General features: G+C 43.7%; 8 protein-coding genes. 3 read left to right on the top strand and 5 right to left on the bottom strand.

The genetic code is table 11. The features are described from left to right. Positions 1 to 522: 522 nt before the first annotated feature. The 5 genes from DXY31_RS03785 to clpB form a co-directional block, all read right to left on the bottom strand. Positions 523 to 2097: a TolC family protein gene (locus DXY31_RS03785; protein ID WP_170953538.1), complete on the bottom strand. Its 1575-nt coding sequence runs from the start codon at positions 2095 to 2097 to the stop codon at positions 523 to 525. A gap of 102 nt (positions 2098 to 2199) precedes the next feature. After that, positions 2200 to 4386 (bottom strand): peptidase domain-containing ABC transporter, encoded by a 2187-nt coding sequence (locus DXY31_RS03780; protein ID WP_114992290.1) that lies wholly within the window; start codon positions 4384 to 4386, stop codon positions 2200 to 2202. Continuing rightward, positions 4383 to 6626 carry a peptidase domain-containing ABC transporter gene (locus DXY31_RS03775; RefSeq protein WP_114992287.1) on the bottom strand — a complete coding sequence of 748 codons (2244 nt, stop codon included), beginning with the start codon at positions 6624 to 6626 and terminating at the stop codon, positions 4383 to 4385. Before DXY31_RS03775 ends, DXY31_RS03780 begins: the two co-directional genes overlap by 4 nt. After that, positions 6623 to 8056, bottom strand: coding sequence for a hypothetical protein (locus tag DXY31_RS03770; protein ID WP_114992285.1), 1434 nt, complete (start codon positions 8054 to 8056; stop codon positions 6623 to 6625). The genes DXY31_RS03775 and DXY31_RS03770 overlap by 4 nt, the downstream gene beginning before the upstream one ends. Positions 8057 to 9144: 1088 nt before the next feature. Continuing rightward, a complete protein-coding gene (gene clpB / locus DXY31_RS03765; protein WP_114992283.1) occupies positions 9145 to 11760 on the bottom strand; it encodes an ATP-dependent chaperone ClpB in 2616 nt (871 codons plus the stop codon). 140 nt (positions 11761 to 11900) lie between these two features. Between clpB and DXY31_RS03760 the strand changes: the two genes are divergently transcribed. The 3 genes from DXY31_RS03760 to DXY31_RS17310 all read left to right on the top strand — a co-directional run bounded on the left by DXY31_RS03760 (position 11901) and on the right by DXY31_RS17310 (position 14685). Beyond that, positions 11901 to 12110: a hypothetical protein gene (locus tag DXY31_RS03760; RefSeq protein WP_114992281.1), complete on the top strand. Its 210-nt coding sequence runs from the start codon at positions 11901 to 11903 to the stop codon at positions 12108 to 12110. A 410-nt stretch (positions 12111 to 12520) separates the two neighbouring features. Beyond that, the gene (locus tag DXY31_RS03755; RefSeq protein ID WP_137024888.1) at positions 12521 to 13588 is read left to right on the top strand and encodes a hypothetical protein; all 1068 of its coding nucleotides are present in this window, start codon (positions 12521 to 12523) and stop codon (positions 13586 to 13588) included. A gap of 935 nt (positions 13589 to 14523) precedes the next feature. Beyond that, positions 14524 to 14685 (top strand): hypothetical protein, encoded by a 162-nt coding sequence (locus tag DXY31_RS17310; RefSeq protein ID WP_206749788.1) that lies wholly within the window; start codon positions 14524 to 14526, stop codon positions 14683 to 14685. Positions 14686 to 14694: the final 9 nt, after the last annotated feature.

Raw genomic sequence — 14694 nt, 5'->3', positions numbered from 1 at the left:
TCGACGCTGAACTCAGGGAAGGCGAAGCCGAACCCGCCAAGCTCGAAGGCTGATCGATTGATCAGTCTCTAAGCAAACATCAAGCTCCGTCTGAGCATGAGTTGACGATCTCTACAGCCCCGCAGACAGCGGGGTTTTTTATGATTTCAGAGCATCTCTGCTGTGTTGGCAGCTCATGATTGCTTTGAAAATCAATATTTTATAAAACTTTTGCTAATGCAGTTTCGACTGAAGTCGAATTGTACGTCCGCAAAGTACTAGAAATACGAGATGGTTGTTCTTGGAGCTTTTCGTCAGAGATAGCTGAGGTTGACCTTCAATCGGGAAAGATGATGGCCAACTGCATTGACATTTCTATGGAGAAAGCTCATCAACAAATCTGTAGAACCTAATGGCTACTTTTTGTTCGTTTCTCTAGTGAGCGGTAAAAAATAATAGTGAGATGTGGAACTGGTTGAAATTGCTAATGAGGGATTTGCGAGAGCTTTGATTTCATCATACTTTTTAGATGAACGATAATTGTCAGCGTGTTAATCCTGTCGCTTCTAGCAATTCAACCGCAAGTCCTTCTGCTTCCTGAGGCCAAATGGCAGTATCGCGATACAGAGTGGCAAGCCGTATGTTGTAATCTTGTATGGCTATGATTTCAGCCTGAATAGAATTTTGGTATAATCTAACAAGTTGATTGATGGTTGTTACATCCGAAAAACCAGCATTCAATCGTGCAATTGAAGCGATATAGCTTATTTTCGCAGACTCAACCGCTGCATCAGAAGTCATGAATCGTATCCGATTGGACCTCAGAGCATTGATGCTTGCCCTCACATTTTCAATGAGTTGATCACGAATATCTTCCACATTAAATTCTTCAGATTTTGATCGCGAGAATAGAGCGCTAGCCGTGGCATTATTGACGCCGCCCTGATAAAAATTCCAAGTGAATCCAATACCTGCGGAGACATCATAACTAGTATTACTCCCAAAAGAGAAGCTGTTTGATGTTTCACGTGAATCGCTGCTTGAATTTGAAGATCCTGACACTGAAGTCGTATTAAAAGCGTAACTATCTGATGAGGTGCTAGATAGATTGGCTGTAGAGCTTAGAGAAAAACTGGGCAGAGTTCTGTTGCGTTCAGCAATTCCTTCAAAATTATATCTTTTGGAAAGCTCTAAAGAGCTTAAAACTCGATCATTATTCAATTGAGCTAAGTCAATCGATTCTTCTAATCCAAAGATCCATTCACCAGCAAATTGATTTTCTCCTTCTGCCAAAATTAGGGGTTCACCAGGCAAAGAAACAAGTCTCGCTAGTTGGCTTGATAACTGATAGTAACGTTCAATATATGACGTTAAATCTGACAAAGTACTGTAATATTGAGCATGGACTTGACCTACATCCCCTAGATGTGCGAGACCAGCTTCGAAACGAGAATCTGTAAAAAGCACGGTGCTTTTTAATGATTCAGCAATGGTTTCAAACGACTTGATCAGTTCTTGCTGAGCGATGAGTTGATAGTACGTTTCCTGAATTTGAAAAACAAGTGTTCGAGAAGCGTTATAAAAGGCGTATCTCTGTGCACTGTACGCGGAAGCTGCTGCATCGATTGTGGGTTGCCGACTGAAATCAAGAAATTTCCAACTCAGCTCACCTGTTATGCTTTGAGGATAACTGTTGCGAGAGGATGTTGAATTCGTCCGTGAAAGTGAAGGTGACTTAGAGTTGAGACTATTTACTTGGTTGACGCTATTTCTATTCTCATTGTTTCCATTTGAACTACCTCTTATTAGGGCAGTTGGATTCCAAGAACGAGACCGTGCAATGAACGTATCACGTGTTGATTTCAAAGATTCTATTTGAGATTTTAAACTGGGATTGTTAGCAAAGGCAAGAGATATACATTGATCTAAGCTAAGGTTTATTGATTGATTGGGATTAGTGGATGCAGCTTTAAAGGCTTCGACAATCTTAAGGAGTTGCTGGTTATCAATAGCCCTTATCTCTTTTGTATAGTGACCAACAGGCATTTCAGCGGGATGAAAAGCATCGATATTGATTTTTTGCGCTTTCGCAGGATAAAATAGTGTTGGGAAGAGCATTAGAGACAATATAGAGATGCTTAGATGAGAGACTCGCTTTTTTAACCTTTTGTCGAAAGAGAACCCCAAGAGACCCACGAGTTGAATTGATTGAATCATCATTTAATCTCCCTCATTGTCATTAATAATTTTCGAAAGATATGATGAGGTGTGTAAAGACTCTTCAAATGATCCTGAATACTCAACGCTTCCATCATTGAGAATGATGATGTGATCACAATCACGAATAGCGGTCAGTCGATGGGCAATCACAATACGCGTCACCCCAAGTTCTTTAAGGTTATCGATGATTATTTTCTGAGAATAACTATCTAATGCAGAAGTTGATTCATCTTCAATCAACATTGATGGTTGTCGCAAAAGCGCACGCGCGATACTCAATCGCTGTCGCTGTCCGCCAGAGATATTGGTAGCACCTTCAGATAATATGGTTTCTAACTTCATCGGTAAGGATTGTATTTCACTTTCAAGATTAACCAGTTTAAGGGTCTTCCATATTATCTCGTCTGGCGATAATAATCCCGAAGTTAGCGCATCTCTAATAGAAGACACAGACAAAGCCGTGGATTGCAAGACTGTTCCGATCTGAGACCTAAGGTGTTTAATGTCAAGCTCATTAATTTCACGACCGTCAATAAAAACACTACCACTTTGGATAGGATAAAAACCCAGTATTATTGAAACTATGGTTGATTTTCCGCAACCACTAGGGCCAAAAATAACATTAAACTTGCCAGGATAAAGTTTAAATGACGCATTTGAAAGAACGTATCGGTCTGTATTTGGATAGGCAAAATAAACATTCTTGAATTCAATCAATCCTTTAAGTTCAATACGCTCTAGTTGAGAATTTAATCCTGGCTCAGGGCCTTGGCGAATCAAAGGTATGGCCCGTTCGAAATCAACGAGGGATCTACCTAAGATGTTATTAAACAATCCAACAAGTTCAATGAATTTGGCAGTGAAATTAGAAAATGCACTTTGGAAGATGATAAATGTTGACGTGCTTAGCACGACTTCACTAATATCCTTAGCACTAAGTAAACGATAAATAAGTACGCCATAGAGAAGCGATAGACCAAAATTGTTCAAAAAGCGTGAAATGATTTGATTATAATTAGAAAAGACGCTTACTTTAAAGCTTAGCGATGAGATCAGGAAAATATATCTTGACCACCTACTTAGAATTGTTCCTTCTTTGCCGTTGGTACGAATTTGTGCAATGTTGTTGATTGACTGAAGTGATTCATCAAAAAAGTCGGCCTTACGTTCTACGAGTTCACGTTCATACTTTAGTTGTCTTCGAAACAGTATCGTTTGTATAATTGCTACTAATAGTATGAATGCTAGAGCTGGAATGCTGAGATAAACATCATAAAAAAGCATCATTCCGACAAACCCAACAAGCGATATCAAGCCGATGACAGACGAAAGAGCTGATGAAGAGAGCGAACTAAGAATATTGTTAACTGACATCGCTCTTGATGAGAGATCTCCTGTTTTGTATTGATCAAGAAAATAAACTGGATATGAGAGGATTCTGTTGTAGAGGGGGATTTGGATTCTAAGATTTAATTTTTGATTGAATCTTAACAAGTAGAATGATTGGAGCCATCTAAGTGAAGATGAGTACAAAGCGATCAGTATTGAAATAATGAAAGTTGAGATGATCCATTGGATATTTCCACTAGGGACAACCTCGCCAACAACGCGAGCCGTGATAAATGGTGCAAATAAAGCGAAAGCTGTTACCAAGATTGATAATATTAATGCTTTAGTTAAGTCTGGACGAACTGCTGGAAATGAAAACTGAATTAACTTCCAAAATGTATCTAGTGATTCAGGGAATACAGGGTAGATTTCATAGGCTGGTTTAGATAATATATTAGCTGAGCGATCGAATGGGATATTAGTATTGTCTAGCGCACTATATGCATATGTATTTGATCCCTTTGAATAGACCACTACGGCTGTCGAATCATCTTCGCGAATACAAACGATAGGAATTTGTTCAAATTTTGATTGATTTTGATTGATTGACGATAGTCTGAAATAGAACCCATTTGACGTTAATAAGTCTTCAAGACTACCTCTCAACCGGACAGGTATTTTGGAATCCAACCCACTTAAATCACGCAATTTGTTGATTAAGTTTTCACGTTCAAAATCATCACTTGGTTCGTCATTGATCTTTCCTCCGATTGATGTTGCTATATCAAGTGTTAGAAGAGAGCGTATTGTTCTTGATCCTTTCCTTAGTAAAGATTTGGATTCTTGATTTCTTTTCATGATCTCTCAGCTTCTACAAGCGACTTGAACAATGATTGTTCTTTTGACATCAGAGTAGAAGGATGTCCTAACTCCTTTATTTCTCCACCGTCAAGGACAATTACCTGATCACTTAGTTTTGCAATCAAAAGTCTGTGAGCAACTGAAATAATTGTCTTATTCAGCGATTTGATGTTTGTGATGACTCGCTTCTCTGTAGATATATCAAGAGCACTTGTTGCCTCATCGAGGAAGATCATCTCTGAATTTTTTAATAATGCTCTGGTTATTTCTAGACGTTGTAATTCACCTCCACTAAGCCCGATGCCTTGGTTTCCAAGAATTGTGGAATATCCCTGGGGCAATTCCATTACAACTTCGTCGAAACATGCTAATTTAGCAATCTCACGAACCTCGTCGAGATCGAGCTGATCATCATAAAGTGTTAAATTATCATAGATAGTTCCCCTAAAAATGCTTTGCTCTTGTGAGACATAAGCAAAAGACTTGCGAATCGATCCATCTTCAATCGCCAACCAATCAAAGCCGTCGTAAAGGATTTGTCCTTCTGTAGGCGTATAGAGACCCACCAGATTTTTAATCAATGTTGATTTGCCTGAACCGCTTGGTCCGACAATGCTGAAAAGCTCCCCAGCACCAATTTCAAAGTTGAGATCTTGTAAAACATTCTGTGAAAGTGGTGAAAAGCTCTGAGTTAAATGGCTTACACGAATGCTTTTAGGAATAGTTTGTATTAATACATTTTCACTGTCGTTTAGTTGGTGTTCTTCATTCACATTGATAATAGATGGGCCAAAATATAGCTTTTCATCGTCAAGAGATCTCATTTTAGTGTCATCGTTAACCAAACGTAAATCCTGAAGCCTGCCAAGTTCAGCTTCAGCCTGTTGCAATTGATCAATAATCGTTGAGAGACCCAGCAAGGGACCCGTGATTTCTGATCGAAGAACTTGAAAAGCCATGAAACCAGCCAAATTCATTGACCCTGTCATGACTAGATAACCTGAGAATGCAATAGTTCCATAGTTATAGATTGATTCAACTAGATTTGTTAGAAAATCAAATCCATTCATTGTTTCTTGCACTTCTTGCGATTTTCTAAGAATCGGGGTGTAATATTTTTGGTATAATGATAGATAATTCTGCTCTAACCCAGATGCTTTGATTGTACGAGTGTCGTTCAACATTCGAACTGTAATTCCACTCACCTTACCCATTTCTACTTGAATTGAACGATTTGAATCAACCATCATTTGCGTCGCAATACCTGCTAATACGATGCTTATTCCGATGTAAAATAGAGAGACCAGTGTTAATTGCCATGAAATTAAGGCCAAAAATGGAATCAATAAAAGCGCTCCACCAACTCCAAGGAGAAAAATCAAAAACTGATTAATGACAGTATTTGAAATATTTTCCGAAAGGTTAAGTCTGTTTGCAATATCTCCAATAAATCGACTTGTAAAAAAGCTGTAGTCTACTGAAAGAAGTTTAAACGATATTTCTACTGCGAAGCGTCTTTGAATAGCCAATGCCATTCGCCTCACAATTGTTAGCTCTACAGCTGTTAGGCATCCAGCCAAAAGTACAATAAAGATTGAAAGCCAGAGGATAGGTAATCCAATTTCATAACGCTGATTCCCTAAAAATGTCTGTACGAATGCACCAGACAAACCTGGCGCAGCCAGTGATGTAACCAGTAGTGCGGTTGCAATAAGAAGTAGTAGGAAAATGGTGGTCTTGTATTGAAATAAAACTGCAATAAATCTGATAATTTCACGCTCAGGCTGACCTGATCTTTTAAAGTTAGTTGTCTTATTAAATTGAAGAAGTAGCCCTGAAAAACTTTCTTCAATTTGCGAGAATTTAACACTATATTTTCCACCTGCAGGGTCGGCAATACGAACAACTTTGCCATTGGTCGATTCAAAGACCAAAAAGTGGTTGTAATTCCACCAGGCTAAGCATGGAAATTGTATCTTCCCTTCCAAGATATCTTTAGCCGTAGGTCTCTGAGCTTTAACTTCCAATCCATAATGCATCGCTGCTTTTTTTATATTGAGCATGTTGCTTCCATCACGGCTTACTCCACACTGGTATCGCAGCTCTGACAACGAAACATATTTTCTAAAGTATCTCATTATCATCGATAATGATGCTGCACCGCATTCAACCATTTCATATTGAAGTACTAACGGTACATGAGTTCTCTTCAGTCTATTGATGATAAAGTTTATCATTCTTGGTTCAGATTAAAACGAATTAATTTGTTTGGAGCTGCGAGACCCGTTATCTCTTTGACAGCTGGTATCAGCATTTCGATAGGGGTTCTCGTTCGTGTTGTGATTTGGCTGGCCAATAAAAATCCTTCTCGTGGAGCGATTGGAGGATTACTTCTATTGTTCCAAACATAGCCGCCTGTATTATCAGTAGATGCCTCGAGCAGTTTCTCGTAGTTCGTGTTTTTGCTTGATGCTTTAGCGCGGAGCTCATCAAGATCCTGTCTTAATAATCTTACATTTACTTGATAGACGCTACCGCGTGGACTGACGATCTTTGCAAGACCTTGTGAATTAAGGCGAGTCGATAGTGTTGTAGTTGTGAATGGAATTGGTTCAAGCGAATCAATCTTCCCCTTGATCCCACCCACTTCAGATGCACTGAAGCCTAGAGGTGTAAGAATGACTTCCTGCCCAATATCGACTTCTGTAGCAGCCTTCTGATCAACAAAAACTGGAACGATGCTTGGTTCTGCAACTTTTGACCAACTGACCGTCATGATTTCTGATCCAACATTCACAAAATCCCATTGTGACGTTGTGAATGACTGCACATAAGCCTCGTCAAAAGCAAATACCACTGAATCCCTTATAAATTCAGACAAGGCATCAACAAGATTGGCTTGATTTTTTTTGATTTCAAGCTGCAATTCCTGCAGTTTAGACGTATATGTTGAGACATTGATCCGCGAGCTTGTTGCATCTGCCAATGCTCTATTAAGCTCAAACCTAGAGGCAAAACCTTCCGCAACAAGATTATTTAGTGGGTCGAGCATGTCTGTTTTGGCTGTTTCAACATCTCGACTTAACTCGAGTGATTCTTTATTAATGGCTAATAGATTTTTAAAATTGTTGATCGATTGCTGAAGATTGAGAAGATTGTTTCTAAGAGCTTGCCTTGCTGCCGGTTTGTCAATGATGGCGATAACATCTCCATCTTGCATTTTGACGGTGTAGGCTCCCCCACTTTCTATGCCACCACTGAAATGACTAGTGGGCATTCGCGTTGTTTGCAAGACTTTGAGGTAGTCCAGTATTTGTTCAGTTAGAACTACGGAATCTTTGTAATTATTTTTTCCTCCTTCGCTGCTGAATTGGTAGGCTTTTTGTGACCATTCTGGTACTGAATACTTGATTTTGCCTGATTTTTCATTATAGACAAATGGCAACAGAACTCTTCCGGTCGATGGGGATTTGTATGTGAATAAACCATCAACTGGTGCCAGAATCCCAAGACCAGACACTTTGACCGGTATCGGGGCCAGAAAAGCCCATGCAGCCGTAAATCCTGCTAAACCGATAAAGATAGAACTTGCGACTTTTGTGGGAGAGTTGAGAATCGAAACATCAACAATACCTTTCGCATTGGATGACTTTAAATCGTTTTTCATTGCTTTTTAATTGTTCCGGCACAACCTATTTTGTTGCTTTTTAAACAGGTCTTTTTCGCACTATTAAGCTTTGAGGGCGTTGAATCAATCTTTTTGTTTGCCCTCAGGTTAACCATTGAGCCAGTAAAATTCTTTTTATCTTATCGGTTTGCGCGTGGAAGTCAACCATTTGCCTGCGGGCCTTGACTTCAGCCCTGTGTGCATGCCGCCCCCTGGTTTACGATTTGATTGGTTTAGAGTTGAGGCCACCAGGCATCATTGAACGACTATGGGCGCGCCGTTTGATTCGTTGATTTCATTTCATTTTGCACCCTTGACTAATTCCTGCTTAGCTGTCGCTTTGAGCAGGTTGTTAGCAGTTAAACAATCGTCGTTGAATTTGTTTTGATCCCCAAATCAAGCCTTCACTATCACATCATTCATATCCATCATTCTGGTATTACTCGTTCCATTGTTGCAGCGTTGAGGTGTTCAGTCTTTTCTTAACTCTGATGCTTTGAAGGCATCAGCATTGAGATTTCTCTAGGTCTTGAGCGATCATCTTGATCTCTCTTCTCGTGAATGTTTAAGCTTCTAATCCTACCTGTCTTGCTAAATGAACCTCAGAGCAGGAATAGAATAGGCATTTTTTTCTGATTTGCAATATTGGTCATGCTGTGATTTGGCGGATCATTTTTCGCCTCCTCACCGATGATGTGCCTCAGGGTAGTTCTATCTACCGGCCAGCCAATTTAATGATCTCAGCAGTGAATGAGTGGTATCAACCCACTTTGTTGATTAAGCATGTTGACTCGCATTGAGGTCTTCCAAAAACAAGCCTCGGTCTAACCGATCGTGCCGCACCATCTGAATGGGAGCGACTCCCCTAAGACCTTGCGCATTGAACTATTGACTACCACTTTCCTGAGCTTTCGCTTCACTTTCGGAATGGTTGCAAGGTAGAAGAGCAGATCATTCAAGTTGTGCTAATTCGTTTGAACGATGCGGGTGGTTGTTTGAATTGTCTTGCAGCTCGGCTTTTCCAAGGGAATTCAAAAACCCCCCAGCTAACACTTTCTGATTCAGGCCATTGGCATCCAGGCCAGTGATTAGCTCAGCACCAGTTTCAGTTGCTCTTCGCTTCCGTTGGCCTGCTGCACATCCACCTTGACGTCGTCACCGTCGCTGAAATTTCCGGCCAAAATCGCTTTGGCGATTGGTGTTTCTAGTTCGCGCTGGATGGCACGCTTGAGAGGCCGGGCGCCGTACACGGGGTCATACCCGGCGTCAGCAAGCCAGGCGGTGGCTTTGTCGCTGATGGTCAGTCCGAGTTTGCGCTGCAAGAGACGTTTGCGCAGACGTTCCACCTGCAGATTCACGATCTGGTGTAGTTCGTCTCTGCGCAGACTGTGGAAGATGATCTGATCATCGAGCCGATTGAGGAATTCGGGACGGAAATGGCTGCGAAGCGCTTCATTTACCCGCCCCTCCATTTTTTCATGCTGCCCGTCATCGCCGCCGAGATCCAGGATCGACTGGCTGCCGATGTTGCTGGTGAGGATTAGTACGGCATTGGTGAAGTCCACGGTCCTGCCCTGCCCATCGGTGACTCGACCATCGTCAAGGATCTGCAACATCACATTGAAGACATCGGGGTGCGCTTTCTCTACCTCGTCGAAGAGGATCACGGTATAGGGGCGACGTCGTACTGCTTCAGTGAGTTGACCGCCGGCCTCGTAGCCGACGTAGCCAGGCGGAGCACCAATGAGTCGACTCACGGTGTGCTTCTCCATGTACTCACTCATGTCGATGCGCACCATGGAGTCTGCGCTGTCAAACAGCTGTGCCGCCAGGGCCTTGGACAGCTCGGTTTTGCCGACACCGGTAGGACCGAGGAAGAGGAAACTGGCGATTGGCCTGTTGGGATCACTGAGTCCGGCTCGTGAGCGTTGAATCGCATCGGCTACGGCCGTAACGGCCTGCTGCTGGCCCACGACTCTTTCGTGCAGCTGGTGCTCAAGCCCCAGAAGCTTGGCCATTTCCGACTGCACAAGTTTGGCTACGGGAATGCCGGTCCACTTGCCGATCACCTCCGCAATGTCGTCCTCGGTGACCTCCTCACGCAGCAGCGATTTCTCTTGACCGTTGTCATCGTGTTCTGTTAGTGCGGCCTCTTTTTCCGCCAGTTGCTTCTGGAGTGTGGCCAGTGTTCCGTATTCCAGTTCAGCAGCCTTGTTCAGGTCATAGCTGCGCTTAGCTTGGTCAACCTGAAGTTGTACACGCTCGATCTCCTCCTTGAGGTTAGAAAGCTCATCAATTGCTCCCTTTTCTTGCTGCCACTGAGCATTGAGGGTGCTTTGTTGTTCCGAGAGTTCTGCAAGTTCCCGCTCCAGTCTCTCCAGCCGCTCTTGGCTGGCGGCATCCGATTCACGGCCAAGCGAGAGTTTTTCCATTTCCAGTTGCAGGATCTTGCGATCGATTTCATCGATCTCCTCGGGCTTGGAGGTGATCTCCATCTTCAGCCGCGCTGCAGATTCATCCACCAGATCGATGGCTTTGTCAGGCAGAAAACGGTCTGCGATGTAGCGACTGCTGAGCACTGCGGCAGCTACCAGAGCGCTGTCAGCAATGCGAACACCATGGTGTACCTCGTAGCGCTCCTTGAGTCCGCGTAGAATTGAGATAGTGTCTTCAACCGTGGGCTGGTCCACCAGCACCTGCTGGAAGCGACGCTCCAGAGCTGGATCTTTTTCGATGTGCTGACGGTGTTCGTCGAGTGTTGTTGCGCCAATGCAGCGCAGTTCACCTCGTGCCAGCATCGGCTTGAGCAGATTGCTCGCATCCATCGCTCCGCCAGTGGCGCCAGCACCCACCACGGTGTGGATCTCGTCGATGAACAGAACGATCTGTCCCTCTGAGTCGGTGACTTCTTTTAGAACCGCTTTGAGGCGTTCTTCGAATTCGCCGCGATATTTGGCTCCGGCGATCAGTGCCCCCATGTCGAGGGCAATGAGCTGACGGTTCTGCAGCGCCTGTGGAACGTCGCCGTTCACGATGCGCTGAGCCAATCCCTCGACAATGGCGGTCTTGCCCACGCCAGGCTCGCCGATCAATACGGGGTTGTTTTTAGTTCTGCGGCTAAGGATCTGAATGGTGCGACGGATTTCCTCGTCGCGGCCAATCACGGGATCAAGTTTGCCGTCTCTGGCAGCTGCCGTGAGATCGCGTCCGTATTTCTCCAGCGATTCGTAGGTTGCTTCGGGGTTCTGGTCGGTCACAGTTTGGCTGCCGCGCACGGCATCAATGGCGGTTTTCAGGGCTTTGGCGTCGGCGCCCACCTGACTGAGCAGGCGTTGGCCGCAGCGTGCATCCTCTGCTAACGCCAGGAGAAGGTGTTCGATTGAGATATAGCTGTCTCCATAGCCCTGCTTGAGAGATTCGGAACGATCCAGAAGGGCATTGAGCCCCTTCCCGAGGTAAACGGATTCCGGTGGAGATTGCAGAGCTGGTTGCTGACTGAGATGGGCTTCAAGGTTGCTCTGCAGAGCTGATGGCGCGACACCGGCTTTCTCGAGAATGCGACTGGCAAGACCGTCCTGTTCTAGGAGTGCCAGCATCAGATGCTCAGTCTCCAGTTGCTGATGGCGTCGCTTCTGGGCCAGGTTCTGGGCCGAGAGGATCGCGGCCCAGGCCTTTTCAGTGAATTGTTCGGCCGTGGGTTGCATGATTCCGTTTGTACTGCAACAACCGTATGGGGCAAGTGATCATCAAGGGCCGGGGGAACCGATCCTCCACGATTCGGTGTTCACTCCAGCATGCGGTCAACCGATCCAGATCGGTAGGGTCCACCGAATACTGGAGACCCATGGTGGATGAAAACCCTGTGAACCCGAGTCTTGTGACCAGTCTGGTGGCAAGAGTGAGGGAGCTCTACGGACCTTCGCCCTCGGACCTGGAGCGAATGTGCTGGACCGTGGTTCACGAACATCATCACGGTGCGATGCCCTCGGAGTACGACATCCGGGAGGTTGATGAGGATCTTTACCTTGCCGTGTTGACCGCAGCTCGCCAGTGATTGCAATGAGTATGAAGAATTGCTCTGGTGTATGCAAATGCAAGTAATCGAGCTCAAAACCGACCTTCTCGGATGCATCGTGCATCAACTCCAATCATCAACTTACGTGGTTTCATAAGTCGATTGAGATCGATAACTCGCAAAAGCTCCTCTAGGCAGCAGACTGACTTTCGATATTGCAACAGACACAGTCAGTTTCTGAGCCATCTGATGTTGATCAGCTCGTTGACGTAACTAATAGCTAACAGATAGGTGCTTGCTGCAGGTCTCCGAGATTCAATGGATCGATTTGACATTCATTCCTTAACGGAATATTGCCAGCTGGTGATTCCACGCATGTCGAGCCATCATGATCATGTGGCTACCATTCTGAAATGACACGGATTGCTAACTGAATATTCACGGACAGTTTGAAACGCACCTCTAAGCAGAATCCTCACCAACCATCTGTCGAAGATATGAATCCCGATTCGCAGCGCGCAATGACTAATGCAAACACCTTGAGCATGGTTGATTACAATCAAAATTCAGAAGTTCAGGCATTTGCAGCAAGCAAACTTTCAGAACTCATAAAAAAATTTGCAGCAAAGATTCTTGTAAATTTACCTCTGAACGAGACATTGAATATTTGTGAATATGGTTGCGCAACTGGCGGATCATCAATTGCACCAATCAGAGCGATCGAAGAGCTGGCAAGCAAACGAAAGATCATCATTACGATGAACGACTTGCCTATGAATGATTGGAAAACTCTTAAAACTACGATTGAAGCGAAATTCCCAAATATTGATTTTAAATATCTCGCGAAAAGCATGTATTCTCCACTAGCGAAAGAGTCCTCGATTCATCTTGGATATTCTTGTTTCGCCCAGCACTGGCTGGACAATGGCGCTCCAACAGGCCTTCCTGGAGATGCTCTTTGGGCGAATCAGCTTCCGATGAATTGCCTCGAACGCCAATCCTGGGAGATAGCTTCGAGAGATAACTGGAGAAAGAAACTCCTGCTGCGTGCTGACGAGATCAAACCTGGAGGCAGGCTAATCATCCACATTCACAGTTCGTTGAATTGCGGTAATCTTAGCGAAAAGTTCGCTGTAACACTACAGAAAGCTAAGTCTCGAATGATTGCCCTCAAAGAAATAAGTCCAGAACAAGCAACTGATCTATATATTCCACAATACTGTAAATCACCAGCTGAAATATTTAGCCCTTTGTGTACTTCAGAAATGAGTTTATTGTGGCAAATGGAGGAAGCGCATTATCAGCAGCTTCCTTGTGATGAACTTTTTGATCAAAGCAAGATTCAAAAGCAAATTGGATTCTTAAAAGGATTCATGGATTCAACGCTTAGAATATCCCTCAATCAAATTCAGGTCAAAACATTTTGGGACCATGTCTCGCAATTGGCCGGCAACGATTCGACCGCGCTGACCTCCAACGGAATGTCTACATTTCTCAGTCTTAAAAGGCTGGAATAAATAAGCGAAGTCAATCACAAGTGCTTAGCCAATACTGAAATTTAAATGATTGAATATCCAATTCCTGAGGTGACTTGTACTACCTATCCGGTTGACCTCATCAATCTATTCTATTGATGCTGAGCTGAATCATCACCATCCTGCACTGATGCTCATCTGCCTACTCATCAGTTATAAAGCAGCTTAGAAGAACCCTTTGTTGTTGACCTGGAAAGCCATCAATCATTAAAGCATATCCATAATTTCAACGACGTCTTGCAGGAGTTTCCATAATAATTATTTCGGGCAGTTGTTTTGAGTTACCCCTGGGACTTCTTTCGCACCGGATACCTTCCCAGCAGGGAATGTCGTTGTGTGTAGTGCCATCAACGAACGAGATGTTTCATAGCATATCAGACCTGCATTGGCATTGAATTGTTTTATCTTGCTGCTAACGCAAAGCTTTTCTGACGATATTGACAACCCATTATTGTCTTTTTTTGGATTCTCGTGAATATCGTTTGCAACATCTTTGTATGGCTGAAGCTAAATTCTTGATTTGGATACTTTCAGAACAGCTCTACAATTTTGTTGTGAATACTCGGACACGAATTTGATAGTATTTGCCAATAGCAATTAATGTTAAATATATGGTTCGCTGTGTCCAGAATTCATGATTCCAGGATTTGCAAATTATGGAAATCCAAATCAGCGGCTCAGTAACTTTTAGAGATGCTCAGCATTGCCATTCTTATCCCTTCAAAACTATGGGGTTCGTGCTTTACGACACTGCTTTTGAACGGGAGCTTTGCGTGCAAGTCAGAAATCTAAGAAGCTAATTGATTCCCTTCTTGGGTTGGATCGATGAACTGGTGGCTTGGCCCTTAATAGGTGAACGAATTGGTCCAATCTCCTCAGGATCGAGGCAATTTGGGGGCTGCAATGCTTGATTTGTATTGATTGCTTCGAGCCTGATTCTTGAAGTATTCACATTGAGTGCACCGCATCATCCATCACGCCTTCCGGCAAAAGGCGGTAAAACTGTTTCCGATGCTACAAAAAATCTTGCGTTTTTGTTAAGGCGGCTGGCAGATTTAGAATTTGCTTTTATTAATTGATAGAACGCT

The organism is Synechococcus sp. UW179A (assembly GCF_900473965.1).
GTDB lineage: Bacteria > Cyanobacteriota > Cyanobacteriia > PCC-6307 > Cyanobiaceae > Synechococcus_C.
This window is presented reverse-complemented; position numbering and strand designations above follow the sequence as displayed.

What these genes read in the sequence shown, in the direction of transcription:
- DXY31_RS03785 (WP_170953538.1), bottom strand. Translation starts at nt 2,097, where the DNA reads ATGCTCTTCCCAACACTATTTTATCCTGCGAAAGCGCAAAAAATCAAT.
- DXY31_RS03780 (WP_114992290.1), bottom strand. Translation starts at nt 4,386, where the DNA reads ATGAAAAGAAATCAAGAATCCAAATCTTTACTAAGGAAAGGATCAAGA.
- DXY31_RS03775 (WP_114992287.1), bottom strand. Translation starts at nt 6,626, where the DNA reads ATGATAAACTTTATCATCAATAGACTGAAGAGAACTCATGTACCGTTA.
- DXY31_RS03770 (WP_114992285.1), bottom strand. Translation starts at nt 8,056, where the DNA reads ATGAAAAACGATTTAAAGTCATCCAATGCGAAAGGTATTGTTGATGTT.
- clpB (WP_114992283.1), bottom strand. Translation starts at nt 11,760, where the DNA reads ATGCAACCCACGGCCGAACAATTCACTGAAAAGGCCTGGGCCGCGATC.
- DXY31_RS03760 (WP_114992281.1), top strand. Translation starts at nt 11,901, where the DNA reads ATGGTGGATGAAAACCCTGTGAACCCGAGTCTTGTGACCAGTCTGGTG.